This window comes from Acinetobacter sp. ANC_7588 (genome assembly GCF_056783995.1).
Map to the genome: position 1 here is coordinate 1 of NZ_JBWYIU010000020.1, position 14377 is coordinate 14377.

General features: G+C 33.1%; 12 protein-coding genes. 1 reads left to right on the forward strand and 11 read right to left on the reverse strand.

Features of this window, described 5'->3' with window-relative positions; translation table 11 throughout:
* Nucleotides 1-167: 167 nt before the first annotated feature.
* The 6 genes from AC1M9J_RS14375 to AC1M9J_RS14400 all read right to left on the reverse strand — a co-directional run bounded on the left by AC1M9J_RS14375 (nt 168) and on the right by AC1M9J_RS14400 (nt 5933).
* A complete protein-coding gene (locus AC1M9J_RS14375) occupies nt 168-797 on the reverse strand; it encodes a LysE family translocator (RefSeq protein WP_481952534.1) in 630 nt (209 codons plus the stop codon).
* 3 nt (nt 798-800) lie between these two features.
* Complete coding sequence (locus AC1M9J_RS14380; protein ID WP_481952535.1) at nt 801-1874, reverse strand: pyridoxal phosphate-dependent aminotransferase; 1074 nt, start codon at nt 1872-1874, stop codon at nt 801-803.
* 14 nt (nt 1875-1888) lie between these two features.
* Nucleotides 1889-2545: a 2OG-Fe dioxygenase family protein gene (locus AC1M9J_RS14385; protein ID WP_481952536.1), complete on the reverse strand. Its 657-nt coding sequence runs from the start codon at nt 2543-2545 to the stop codon at nt 1889-1891.
* A gap of 95 nt (nt 2546-2640) precedes the next feature.
* On the reverse strand, nt 2641-4338 hold the full coding sequence (leuA, locus tag AC1M9J_RS14390; protein WP_481952537.1) for a 2-isopropylmalate synthase: 1698 nt from the start codon (nt 4336-4338) through the stop codon (nt 2641-2643).
* 101 nt (nt 4339-4439) lie between these two features.
* Entirely contained in the window at nt 4440-5204 is a 765-nt protein-coding gene (locus AC1M9J_RS14395; protein WP_481952538.1) for an AraC family transcriptional regulator, read from the reverse strand.
* Nucleotides 5205-5342: 138 nt separating this feature from the next.
* Entirely contained in the window at nt 5343-5933 is a 591-nt protein-coding gene (locus AC1M9J_RS14400) for a 4'-phosphopantetheinyl transferase family protein (RefSeq protein ID WP_481952539.1), read from the reverse strand.
* Nucleotides 5934-6138: 205 nt separating this feature from the next.
* Between AC1M9J_RS14400 and AC1M9J_RS14405 the strand changes: the two genes are divergently transcribed.
* Nucleotides 6139-6900, forward strand: a complete 762-nt coding sequence (locus AC1M9J_RS14405) for a helix-turn-helix transcriptional regulator (RefSeq protein WP_481952540.1) — start codon at nt 6139-6141, stop codon at nt 6898-6900.
* Between the two features lie 72 nt (nt 6901-6972).
* Here AC1M9J_RS14405 and AC1M9J_RS14410 read toward each other — a convergent pair whose 3' ends face one another.
* The 5 genes from AC1M9J_RS14410 to AC1M9J_RS14430 are packed head-to-tail and all read right to left on the reverse strand — an operon-like array spanning nt 6973 to nt 13615.
* On the reverse strand, nt 6973-7833 hold the full coding sequence (locus AC1M9J_RS14410; protein WP_481952541.1) for a DMT family transporter: 861 nt from the start codon (nt 7831-7833) through the stop codon (nt 6973-6975).
* 13 nt (nt 7834-7846) lie between these two features.
* Entirely contained in the window at nt 7847-8332 is a 486-nt protein-coding gene (locus tag AC1M9J_RS14415; RefSeq protein ID WP_481952542.1) for an SRPBCC family protein, read from the reverse strand.
* Nucleotides 8333-8380: 48 nt separating this feature from the next.
* Nucleotides 8381-12298, reverse strand: coding sequence for an amino acid adenylation domain-containing protein (locus tag AC1M9J_RS14420; protein ID WP_481952543.1), 3918 nt, complete (start codon nt 12296-12298; stop codon nt 8381-8383).
* 13 nt (nt 12299-12311) lie between these two features.
* Nucleotides 12312-13229: a diiron oxygenase gene (locus AC1M9J_RS14425; RefSeq protein ID WP_481952544.1), complete on the reverse strand. Its 918-nt coding sequence runs from the start codon at nt 13227-13229 to the stop codon at nt 12312-12314.
* A 35-nt stretch (nt 13230-13264) separates the two neighbouring features.
* Nucleotides 13265-13615: a cupin domain-containing protein gene (locus tag AC1M9J_RS14430; protein ID WP_481952545.1), complete on the reverse strand. Its 351-nt coding sequence runs from the start codon at nt 13613-13615 to the stop codon at nt 13265-13267.
* Nucleotides 13616-14377 lie beyond the last annotated feature (762 nt).

Below are 14377 nucleotides of genomic sequence, written 5' to 3' on the forward strand. Positions count from 1 at the left end.
TCTCGGTACGGTTCAAATCAGTTTTTTGTTAAGAATTTTGAGCGAGAATGATGTAGTTTATGTGCAAAATGTACTTCCAAATTTTGAGTTGAAAAAACTGATTAATGATAATTGACTAATTTTTTCAACCCTTCAAAAATGAGTGTGACTCTTACATTGAAATTTGGCTATAAAAGGCTTTTGAAAAAAGTAATTGTTTCTATTAATGGATTTATAATTGAGAATAATAAAAGTAACGCCATTAATTTATTAAAAAAACTTACTTTTTTCTTATCATGTATAAGAAGTTGAAGTTTGTCGCCGATATAGGCCCAGATACCAACACTAGGAATACTGATTAAACCATATAGGACTCCAATCAATAAAAAAATAAGAATAGTGCTCGATGAGGATGTGTATGTCGTAACAGCCCCCATTGTCATAATCCAAGCTTTAGGGTTTACCCATTGAAATAAGCTAGCTTGAATAAAAGTAAGTGGTTTATGATTTTTTAAATCATTATCAACATTTACGCTATCAGAAATATAAATTTGATAAGTGAGGTAAAGTAAATAAAATATTCCGATAATTTTAATAAATTCATAAAATATTTTAGATGAGGTAAGAATTGATCCTATACCTAGACCAACAAACGTTACCATTAAACCAAAGCCAAAGCCAATACCTAAAATATGAGGAATAGTTCGTTTGAATCCGAATGATATACCAGAAGAAATTAACATTATATTATTCGGTCCAGGAGTAACTGAAGTTACAAATGAATAAATAATGAAAGATATTAAAGCTGAAAATGTCATAAATTATACTTCTGTTTCCAATTTTGAGAATAAATTTTCCAATCTTAGAAATCCTTCATTTAGAATATTTTTATCTCGGCCATAAGTAAGCCTTATTCCGTTTACATGACCGAATACTTCCGCAGGCATTACAAGCATTTTTTGTTCGTCTAATAATCTTTGGCAAAATTCAGCAGAGCTAATGGTTGTGTTTAGCTTTAACCATGCAAAAGGGGTATTATCAGGTTTAACTAGGCTTATAAATTTATGATTTTTATTAACAAAATTTATTAAAAGTGGGTAAGCATCTGAAATTATCTTATTATATCTATTAATATGTATTTCACGGTTTTTCAAAGCCTCGATTGCGATTTTCTCACATAATAGTGAGTTACATACGCTAGTGTATCTTTTGTAGTTAACAATTTCGTCAATAATTTCATTTGGTCCAGCTATCCATCCTGTTCTTAATGCAGGCATACCAAATATTTTTGATAAGCTACTTACAGAAAATGAATTTTCATAGTAAGTTCGGATAGAGTCTTTGAAATCAATTATATATTCTTCATCATTTACTATGTAAATATTATTTTTTTTTGCAAGATTAATAATAGAACTTAATTCATCTAATGTGATTTTACTTCCAATAGGATTTGAAGGAGAATTTAAAATAATTAACTTAGTATCTTTATTAATTATTTTTTTTAATTCATCTAAAGGAAATTTATCTCCAGGAATCCAATTCAATAATGAAACTTTTGTTCCTATGCTTTTTGGTACCTCCCATGATTGTTGCCAACCAGGAGTAACTGTAATGACATGATCATTAGGTGTTAGCAGAGTTCTGTATAGTAGATAAAGAGCTTCTTGACCACCATGAGTGACAGCAATATTTTGTACAGTTGTATTGTTATAGTTTTGCGATAAGAGTTCTCTCAATTCTAAGTTACCTTGATCTATACTGTAATCAAGTAACCAATTATTATTTATATTAATATCATTTACAGTTTGAAATTGAATACCACTCTCAGCTAAATCAAAATCATATTTACCATGAGCTGTTTTAAAGAGCCATTCTTGGATTGTATAAGTTTCCATTTTAGTTTTCCTAATCAAATTTTATTTAAAGTTATAACTAGTACATCTCTATATCCATCATGTGGTATGAGATGTGTAATTGGTGTTGTGTAATGCTCAACATTTGAATCATTGAGAATCAGGTAATGATACGGTTGAAGTATATTTTTATAGATAATTTCATTTGATTTTGGTTTCCTTAACAAAGTTGTTCCACCAGCAATGTTATAGTGGGCGACAGCTATTATTATTACAAAATCATAGCCATCTTGATGAAAGCCTTCAGGTGCTGGACATCCAATATTATTTTCATCAACAGTAATTCTGATTTGATGACAACCAATACTATATTCTTGGTTAAGTAGATTTAGGTTTAAGTTTAGGATAAGGTTTTCAATATCTTGGCGAATTTCAGTTTTTATTAGTGGAAATACTCTTTGAATATCACCTTGATAAGAATTTATTTTACTGGACTGAAAAAAATCAGATTTTTCAATCCAAGTGATTTGATTATTGTCGATAATTCCTTGTAGAAACGCTCTATATCTATAATTGTCATTATTCTTCATATAAGCATCTTTTTTTAATGAATAATAACTTTTTTTAATTTTTTCAGTTACTAATTTTTCATTAAAATTAGATTCTTTAAAGAAATTCATTGATAAAATTGATTCTTTTGTAGAGTTTAACATTTCTAGTTACTTTGAATTTTATGGAAATTTAGTTTAATTATTTGTTAATATAGATAGTAAAGGAAATTATTTTTTTAATTTCCTTTATTTTAAAACTATACTGTTTCTTTTAAATGTTTAGAGTGATTTATATAGTGTTGTGAATATGCATTTAATAGGGATTGTATAGATGACGATGCGATATCTGTATCTATTGAAACCCCCCATTGCTTATCACCATTTGGATTTATACAACATATATAACTTATAGAACGACTATTGCTATTTTTACCTAGCGTGTGTTCAGTATATTCAGCTATCTTTATGTCACTTTTCCATTTTTTATTAAGTGCGCTTATTGTTGCTGATAATAAACCATTACCAGTTCCTATTAAGTTAAAAATTTCATTTTTAATATTAATTGATATGTTTATTTCAAAATCTTTATCTTTTTTATTAGATTCAAAGTTAATCAACTTAAAGTCATTTTTTTCATTAGAAATGCTATATTTATTTATAAAGAGTTCCCAAATTTCTGAATGCGATAATTCTTTTTTATTAGTATCAGTAACTTTTTGAACTACTTTACTAAATGCAATTTGTAAGTTATTAGGTAAATTGATTCCATGGTTTTGTTGAAGAATCCAAGCCGCACCACTTTTACCAGATTGGCTATTAACTCTAATTACAGCTTCATAACTGCAGCCTAGGTCTGCAGGATCGATTGGTAAATAAGGAACTTCCCAAAAAGTGTGGTTTTGATGTTCTCTGGCGTTAAACCCTTTTTTGATAGCATCTTGATGGCTGCCTGAAAAGGCTGTGTATACTAATTCCCCTACATATGGATGTCTTGGGTGAATTGGTAATTCATTACATTCTTTGACTATTTCAGCAACATTATTAATATCTGAAAAATCAAGATTTGGGCTTATTCCTTGTGTATACATATTCAAAGCAATATTAACTAAATCAACATTTCCAGTTCGTTCTCCATTTCCGAACAAACATCCTTCAACTCTGTCTGCGCCTGCAATTAATGCAAGTTCTGCTGTTGCAACACCAGTCCCTCTATCATTGTGTGGATGGATACTGATACAAACAGTTTCACGTTTAGAAAAGTTTTTACAAAAAAATTCTATTTGGTCTGCAAAAATATTGGGTGTACTTACTTCAACTGTAGTTGGAAGGTTTATGATCATTGGATTTTTTTCTGATGGTTCCCAAATATTTGTTACAGCCTCACAAATTTCTAATGCAAAATCAATTTCTGTAAAACAGAATGTTTCTGGCGAATATTGGAATGTCCATTTTGTTTTAGGATATTTTAAACAAAGTGATTTAATAAGTTTAGTTGATTCTACTGCTAAACTTATTACTTCTTCTTTTGATTTTTGAAAAACAATACGTCGAAAAACTTCTGCTGTAGCATTATATACATGAACAATGGCTTGTTTAGCACCATCTAATGCCTCGAAAGTCTTCTCTATTAGATCAGCCCTTGCTTGAGTCATTACTTGTATTGTTACATCATCTGGAATTTTATCATTTTCGATTAAAAATCTTACGAAATTAAAATCCGTATCTGAAGCAGCAGGAAAGGCCACTTCAATTTCTTTAAAGCCACAAGCAACTAACATCTCAAAAAATTTAAGTTTTCGATTATGATCCATAGGATTCGCTAAAGCTTGATTCCCATCCCTTAAATCTGTTGAACACCAAATTGGTGCCTGGATAATTTTGTTACTTGGCCATGTTCTTTCTTTAAAATCAAAAAACTCGAAAGGCTTATACTTATCTTTAGGATTATTTAACATCATGACTAACTTTACTCAGGATATAAGTTATCAATCATGATGTTTGTTTTTTACTTGGCTTTCTTTAGATGAACAGACAAAAAGTGTAGATAAAAAGACATTTATATGGCTTTTCTCTTTAAATATTCTGTCGGGCTAACCCCCATCTCTCTTTTAAACATATAGGAAAAGGAACTTGGACTTTCATACCCTAACTCCAATGCAATATTTAAAATAGGCTTTTTTAATTCTAGCTCTGTTAATGCTTGCAACAACTTAGCTTGCTTATACCAAGTACTAAAAGTCATATTGGTTTCTTTTAAAAATAATCTGGAAACTTTTTTGGAGCTTATATGAAAATTTCTAGAAATTTCATCTAAATCAGCTCCTTTAGAAAAGTCACTTTTTAAAAAAAACACAATTTCTTTCAATAATACGGACTTTGGCTCTGGTAATTGAAATGGTAATTCTTCAAGAATTCTTAACTCATCTAATATTAATTCAAGTAGCCTTTCATTACGGGTATGAGGGATGATCTCATTTTTTATATTGACAGCTTCATTTATTAATTCTGATAATAGGTTGGGAATCGCGACTACAGCACATTCAGTTATAAAATCAGCGCGAGCATAAGGTTGTACAAAAATTCCTCTTGCTTTTACTTGACCATGTATACTTATAGCATGCACTTTATTTTCAGGTATCCAAATACCTTTTGAGGGAGGAATAACCCAAATTCCTTCAGCAGTTTTAACATGAATAACTCCGCTAAGTGTATGTAATAGTTGAATTCGATCATGTTGATGAAAATCTTCGAAATATCCATGATCATAATCTTTTGCATAAGCAAAAATAGGATATTTCAATTGGCCATGAGTGTAATCCACAAATTCTATACCTTCAAAGCAAATGTGTTTAAATTATAAAGTGATCAAATCATTTCATTTTGTGTTTTGTGTAACATCAAATAAATAGTAAAAATGCTGTTTAAAATTACTGTATATTTTCTTATGTATAGCCTGACCTTAGTATAGTAAAGTAATGATGTGATTCTCTAGAAATATGTAACTACCAGTATAAATTTTACCTTTATTATGTTTTGAATTTAAGTTGCAATTTAATGATAAACTAATTTTTTGTTCATTTACATTTATATCTATTACTTTTACTACATCAAAACCAAAATATTGTTTTACTTCAGGGAAAATAGCTTTAAAAAGACTTTCTTTAGCAGAAAAAAATAATGCAAAAGATTGAATTTTATTTAATTTATTATTTTTTGCTAAAGCCTCTTCATCCACATCCATAATGGTTCTAATTAAATCAAAAGTTATATTATTTTTAAGCAATTCTATATCAATCCCAATTCTCTTCAAATTGTTGTTTAAGCTCACTGCACAAATAACAGTTTGTTCAGTATGGCTAATAGAGCCTTTAATATTTTCGGGCCAAATAGGCATTCTATTTGGCCCAATATCTACTTTTACATCATTAAATCCTAATGTATTTATAGTATGTTTTGCTAATAATCTACCGGCTAGAAATTCAGCTTTACGTGTGATTACTGCATTTGAAATTTTTTGATATAAATCGAGTCCTAAATGTTCAATGGCCATTGTGTCCGAATATAAATTTAAATCAAATTCACATATGAAACATTTGATAGGTAATTGGCAAAAGGCTAAATGATGTAAATTTTTAATGAATGAGATATTGTCAGTATTTTCACAATAAATTTTCTCTAACTTATATAGCATATATATCATTAATCCAAATTAATGTATTGATTATTAAAATAATTTTATTGGTGCGGAACTTGAAATGTATTACCAGTCTGAACAATTTCAACAAATGATTATCTCAATTAAGTATATATATAAAGATGGAGTTGTAGAACCTTTACATCATCATCAGGTACATCAGTTTTTACATCTTGTAAAAGGTGTCCTAAGAGTTTATGCACAAAATAGATGTTGGGTAATTGTACCATCCAGAGGTTTATTAATCCCTGCAGGTATTCAACATAGTTTAATGGCAGTTGGGAATGTTGATCTAAGGGCCTTATATATACAACCTCAAGACGAATTTTTTTTTGAAGATCATATGGGTATTTTTCAAGTTAGTCCTTTATTTAGTGAGTTAATTAGTACTGCTACAGAATTTAAAGACCTCATAATTAACAAGGGGACTAGGGAGGATCGCATTAGTCAACTTATTTTAGATGAATTATGCTTAATGAAGTCAGTAGATTTTAATGTTCTAATGCCCATCTCGAACGAATTAAAAGATTTTTGTGAAAAAGTTGCTAATCATTATGCTCGTCCATGGGAAATTGCTGATGTTGCCTTTTCTTTAGGTGTTTCTGAAAAGACAATTTCTCGCAAGTTTCGCAATGAAACAGGAATGGGTTTTGGCGAATGGCTGAGGTGCTTTAGATTGCTAAAAAGTATGGAGCTCATGGCTAGTGGGTATTCTGTTACTGATGCCGCTTTAGCGGTTGGTTATGAAAGTCAAAGCTCTTTTAGTATGACATTTAGAAAACGTATTGGGCTTTCTCCAAAATTTTTTGTTAGTTATAGCTAATAAATTTTTAATTAGTTTATAAAAGAGAATTGCAGTTAAATCAATTCTCATTAACATTTATTTTGTGATATTTTATTTACTTTTATTAAATTTACTCCGAAACTGAATAATTGCGATACCGCCTACAGTAATGAATGCACCAATCCAATTACTAATCGAAACGTGTTCTCCTAAAATCACGATACTTCCAAGCATTGCAAAAAAAGGCATCAATAAACTGTATGGTGAAATCTTATCAACACTAAATTTTGTTAATAATTTATACCAAAGAATGAATGCAACTACGCCACCCAATACTGCAGTATAGAGAAGTGCGCCCCATGCTTCTAATGATGCATTTTGCACTGATGCTAACTGCCCTTGTTCAGTCATAAATGAAATTGCAAGTAGTGAAGGGAATGCAATCAATGATACGCCGGCATTTAATCCTATTGGGTCGAATGGACCTAACTTACGTACAAAGATATTCCCAACAGCGAACATAAATGCAGATGCTGCAATCAAGAATAGACCACCAATACTAGAATTTTCTTGAGGCAAGCCGATGATGAGGGCAACACCAATCAAACTAACAGTCATACCTATAAGCCCTTGTTTGCTCATTCTCTCATTAAGGACGATTGCACCAAGAATAAGTGTAAATATGGCATTTGTTTGATAAACAATCATGCCAGCTGTAACACTGACAAACTTAAAGCCTATATAGAGTAAAACAAAATGTGCAACGCCTTGTGCTAAACCAATTGGCAGAGCTTTCTTAAAATTACCTTTTAAGCGATTGAGGAACGGTATAAGCAAAATGAACATTATCAAGAAGCGTAACGAGACCATAAATATAGGCGGAAACTCACCTATCCCGAATTTCAACATTACCGCTTGAATGCCCCAAATAAAGGGGACACCTAAGGCAGTTAGATACCAGAAGGTACTCATCGGTTATCCTTTATTAATTGGTAGAATTTTCATACTCGATACATATGTTTTTGATGTTCTCAAGTGCATCTTCTGCAAAATCTGTTAAAAATTTTTCTAGTTCTTCCTGTAGTCCGAGCTTTGGCTCTCCGGCCATTTCCCATATGACTTTACTTTCATTACTCGAGATCACTTCAACACTCAAAAACTCCCACAAATTTCGGATGTTTAATGATGTACTAATGATGTTGAAATGCATTTTCATCTCCTTTTCATCACGATATGAGAGCTGATCCACGACATAATCACCAGAATCAAACGTTTTAACACGTACTTGGCCAATACCCTCTCCAATCATCTGACATTTACCAAGGCCATCAGTGAAGCGGTCAAAAGCAGAAAAATTACCGACCACCGCCCATACTTCTGCAGCAGGGGCCATAATTGTAAGTTCCATATGCAAAGTTCTTGTAAATGGAACTGAAGGGTAAAAATAACGCTGTGAATTGTTGTTTTCCATTGTTCACTCCAAGAAGTGGGCTGTTAAACCCACTTGCTAGTAAAGGTGTTAAGCCGCTTTTTGTTTTTCGACAATTTGTTTTGCATTGTTGAGAGCACTAGCAGCAAACCCAGCCAAGAATGCTTCAAAATCAGCCTGTGGAGTTTCTTTATTCCATGGTGTTGCAGCAATATCCCAAATGGCTTGACTGGTATTTTCATCAATTTGAACCACGCGCATTGATGACCATAGGTTGCCGATATCCATGCTTGTATAGATTAAGGTCCAGTCCATAAGCATTTTTTCGTCATCACGGTTGTTCAGCTGCTCAAGTACAACATTCCCATCAGCAAAAAACTTATGGCGAACTGAGCGAACTCCATCGCCTGACATTTCAATGCGATTTAATCCATCAACAAATTTATCAAAGCCTGTGAAGTCACCTACAATTTTCCAAACATCTTTAGGAGCAGCTTTTATAGTCACGGCCGTACTAACTGTTTTTGTTGTAGGAAGTTGGATTAATGTTCCGCGTTGTTCTGAATAACTCATGTAATTCTCCATAAAATTGTGTTGTTGTGAAACTTGGTTTTTTTTATCTTCAGGTATTTCAATAAAGCCACTTGAAATGAGGTAGCCTAGATTCGCATCTAGTAACTGGTGATTTTTTTCTGGGTAATCCATTCCCGAAAGTCTTAAGCGGTTTTGTGTTTTTTCGAATTCGATTTTTGAAATGTCGCCAATATCTTCGTTTGTCTCATCCAAATAGAACGACACAACTTGGTATAACGCATTTGATTCATCAAGATTCAGTAACATCTCGCGCCAGTCTTTATCATTAATGAATTCAATAGATACACCGTGATGATTCAATCTTCCGACATATTCTTTCCATGTAAGGGGCATCGGATTATGCAAGTGCAATACTGGTGTGTGTTTTGTATGGTCTAAAGAAGATTCAACTAACCCTTTGGCAATAAAATCAACAGGGCATAGGTCAAATTGAAGATCCCAATCAGGGGCGATGCCTAGCTGGGCAGAACCTTTTAGTAATAACAAAATTCGGTTTTGATCGGGGAAGCAATGGCCTGTATTTGAGTGACCGGTAATATTCCCTGGGCGAATAAGCGTAACAGGCAGCCCACGTTCATATGCTTGCCAAACTAATTGTTCTGAAGCCCACTTTGTTAAGTTATATCCGTTGTTAACGAAAGCTGGCAATTCAGCTGCTGGACCATCTTCAACAATGTATCCATCTTCAGTTAAATTACTTGCGGCACTAAGAGTTGAAATAAATACCAACTGTTTTTGCTGTTCTATTGAAGCAAGTTTGATTAAATCAACTGTCGATCTAACGTTGGAGTTATACAAATAGTCGTAGTCATAGATATGGTTAACTTGAGCGCCATTGTGGTAAATCACATCAATGTTTTTCGCAAGAAAGGCGTAATCATTTTCGCTTAAGCCCAAACTTGGTTCGGCAAGATCTCCGCAAACAGACTTAATTCGTGGATTGCCTGTTAGGTCATTTACACCATACTTTTGGAAGTTATCGTTAAGCTTTTGCAAAGCGGCTTCAGGTGATGATGCTCGAACATGACAATAAATAGTCGCTTCAGTAAGCTGAATTAATTGCTCAAGGATATGCATACCTAGAAATCCGGTTGCTCCTGTTAGAAGAACCGAACGTGGATTAAATGCATGAGCGTTTTTAATCTCTAAAGGTTGAATCTCTTGATCCAGAACTATATCTGAATAAATACGATCCGAAATCTGTGCACCTTTCGACAATTCATTCGAAGTAAGTAAATTACTCAAAGCTTCGATCGTTGGGTTTTCCATGAATCGCGCTAATGTAAAACTGCCTTTAAAGCTTTTTTTAACAGTTAGGAGCATTTTGGAAACGAGTAAAGAATGTCCACCCAAATCAAAAAATGAAGATTTAAGAGTAACTTCTGTCAAATCTAGATCTAAGGCTGTGGCCCAAATATGGCGCAATTCAGTTTGAAGATCAGTCCATTCCTCTTCAACTTCAACTGTAAAGCTTGTTTTAATCTCAGCTAAGGCCTTCCGATCAATTTTGCCATTAATAGTGAAGGGGAATTCTTTAACTTCGACTATGACCGAAGGCAACATATAATTTGGAAGAATGTTGACTAATTTGTCTCGTAGTTCCTCTGTAGTGACACCATTAGACGGGTCTTTAACAAAGGCTTTAATTTGTTTTTTACTGTCTGCGATAACAACACATCCAGCATAAAAACCTGTTGTTAAGATAGCATTTTCAATTTCACCAATTTCTACGCGAAATCCGCGTATTTTCAATTGATTGTCCTGACGTCCAACGAAATTCAACTCACCATTATCATCCCAATAGCAAATGTCACCAGTCCGGTACATTGTTTTAAATAAACTAAACCCTTTTAATTTTACAAAGCGCTCTTGTGTTTGGAATTCATCATTTACATAACCAGGACCAACACCTTTACCAGCAATATACAACTCGCCATGCTCAAGAGTTTGGCATGCTTTCCCATGCTCATTAATCAAATAAATTTGAGTATTCTCAATGGGCTTACCAATTATTTTATTATTGCTGTTTAAACTGAATTTTTTGAATGTTGCCAGTACAGTGCATTCTGTAGGACCATAAATATTAATCAGGTTGGTATGTTGGGACCAATAATTAATAGCAGTGTTATCGCAAACATCACCACCAGTAATAATGTATTTCATTGATGGCCATTCATATTGAGGTAATGCAGAAAGCATAGCTGGAGGTATAAAACAGTGAGATACACTTTCTTTGCGAATTAGCTCGTTTAGTTTATCGAAATCATGGCGCTGTTCATTTGATGGAACAATCAGCTTTGCGCCAGCAATAAGCGTTGGAAAGATATCTAATAAGGATGCATCAAATGAAACTGTTGTAAATTGAAGGCATCTAGATGTTGGACTAACTTGAGCTTCGTTAACGTACCAATTACAAAAGTGTGCAAGATTATTGTGAGTTAACTTTACCCCTTTAGGCATTCCGGTAGAACCTGATGTAAAAATCATGACAGCATTTGTGTCAGATAGTTCAGGCGTTTCTATTGCTAGAATATTGCTTGACTGAATTTCAAGAATATCTACACAAACCGTTTTTACAGCTGTTTCAAATTGCAATGAACCAATAAGTAAATCAGGTAATGCACCGGATAGAATATTGTGAATACGTTCTTCTGGGTATTCTGGATCAATGGGTACATAGCAAGCATTTAGCTTAAGTGTTGCCAGGATCGCAGCATAAAGTTCAATTGATTTTGGCAATGCAAGTGCAATGATTGGTTGCTGAAGTTTTGCTTCAAGTTGAGCTCTAATATTCGTTGCATATTGCGTTACTTTTACTTCCAATTCAGCATAAGTAATCGCTTGATTACTGTACTTAATGGCTGTATTCGCTGGGTACAACGCTGCTGTCTGCTCAAAAGCTTTATACAGATTCTTGGTATACAAACGATCTGATGTGCTCTCATTTGAATGATGCCAATAACTCAATGTACCTAGATCAATTTCGTCCATGGTGGCCAATTCAAAGCCTGAAGAGAATGGTTTATCAATGATTTCATGTGATAAATGAACAAGCGTATCCGAGACAACACCCTCTAAAGCGACTAGCAACTTTTGGTAAACATCAGCACCATTCAAATAATCATGATTAGGAATTTTTGAACTGGCTATCAAGACAGTATTTTTCTCAGAGAGTTGTAAAGCAGAAACGGTATATGCCTTTTCATCCTCTGAATAAGTGATACTTAGAAAAATTGAATCAGCTGCGTCAGAGCCCGCATACTTTGGATCATAACGTTTAAGTTGATAGTCAAATTTGGTCGGACTTGTTGCAATATTATCGAGAACTACATCATGACCTAATTCATAAATGTGTGACTCAATTTCACTCGAAAAAGGGCAGCTTTGATCTAATTTTATAGTTAGTAATTTCATTTGTTATACCACCTTAAAAATATTGTCCCAGAAGATTTCGAGTAGGAGCGTGATCAGCGATGCCTGATGAAACTAGGAATCTTCGAATGTTCACGATCATTGGGTGCTGGCCTGTGATTGGATAGCCATCTACCGTACTTTCAATGAGCTTCTTTTTTACAATTGGTGGAAGTGACAATTCATTAATTAGTGCTGTATCGAATTCTTTCTGAATGTCATTTGTTAAGTACTCTTCAAGGAAAGTAGGAATTACTGAACCAATAGCTAAACGTGATTCTTCACTAATAGATGACCAATAAATTTTGCAGATTTCAGTCCAAAACTTTGCATGACGTCCTTCGTCAGCTAAGTGATCAGACATAATGCCTTTAATGGATCGTTTGATCGTTGCATCCCTTGAGAATGCAGCAACATCATTCGTTACTGTGTTTTCGGAAATGGCTACAGCGATCAGCTCCATACCCGATTTATGAAAAGTATCATCAAGGAGTGAAATTGCTCGTGGGATAGCTCGGCTCAACTCAATTTCATTGAATTCTCTGAATGGATCTATTCCAGTTTGCTGTTGTAATTGATTCTGAAAATCCATTGCTACAAATGCATGATAATCTTCGTCTATCACTACAGACATCGCATCATGTTTAACCGAAAACGGAAAATCGAAAGGGAAGCGGCCCTTAGCAATATCTGAAGCTGTTTTATTAACAATTTCAGTTTCAAAAATAATGATGTCTTTTATGTATTTATAAAGGCTTTGAAGCAAGATCGTGTCTTGAACATTTTTTCCTAATTTTTCAATAATTGGATCAAAGCAAAGGGGCTGCCGTTCTTTTGGGTAGTAACAAAGCTCATCATCTTCAATGATACGTCTTGGACGAGTACGGATAGTAGCTTTCTGTTCCCAAGAGTTGGCGTGGGTCTGATAGTTCATTATTGTATTTTCTCTATTAAATTATAGTCTTCAAATTAGTAGTAATGAATTTCAAGTAAAATGCAGCCATTTTCACTGCTAAAGGGACCGTGATTTGTTCCTGCAGGTCTTAAAAAATATTCACCTGCAGTATATTTTTTTTTCATTTCAAACGTATCTTTGTCTAAAAGAACTTGGTCACCAGATACAAGATAAACTTCTTCATGATAATCATGAATAAACACCGTTTTTGTTGTTGCACCAGACTTGAATCGCACAAAACGTGTTCTCAAACCAGTCTTATTTTCGGTATTTAAAGTATCTTTCATAACTATCTGTTCGATTCCTATGTCAAAACTAGGTGGCGCATCCCAGTTTTGATTTGGAATTTTTAAATTGTTTTCCATAAATTAATAATTCCTTTAAGAGGTCAATTTACTTTAGATCTTGTAAGAAAATTAACTTCTTCTTAAGAGACAAAGTTATTTCCCAAATGGTCAAATTCATCACTTTTAGTGATTTTTAATCTTTTTATAGCTGTAACTTAGTGGATTAATAATTCAGGTAATAGACTAGGTGGTTTTAATGATTTGATGTCATACTCGAAATTTTTACCCAAACTATGGAATTGAATTCGAGTGATAGAATCATTGAAGGTTGGAGAAGTTGAAGGGCTCTTAATGTGGAATTATTAAGTGAAAAGCAATGAGAAGTGAATCCGTACGTGATAAAGATAGGTCTAGTAGGACGTATTTTTTACTTGAAGGAAATTTTTTTAATTTCTTAACATATGCGTGTAAAAGATAAGCATTGATCAGATTCTATAAACATGAATATAGATATGGTTGATAATAATGATAAGTAATATTAGGAGAACTCTAACAATGCTAGTGGCGCCGAACATATCGTTCTTTTTAGTAGAAAAGGAAATTAGAAATATCAAATTTAAGGGCACTAGTATATTTGGTTAGATATTGACAAAAGTCTATGTAAATCAATTCATCCTAAAAATTTTTACTAGAAATAACATGGTATTTGTGCAACATAAAGTAACTTATTTATTAAAATTTCTAAGGTCAGTTATGACTTTATTCATATCTAAATTTAAAGCCTCACAATACTGAATAAATTCGAAAATATCTAACTTTCTATCTTGAACCGTACCGGGT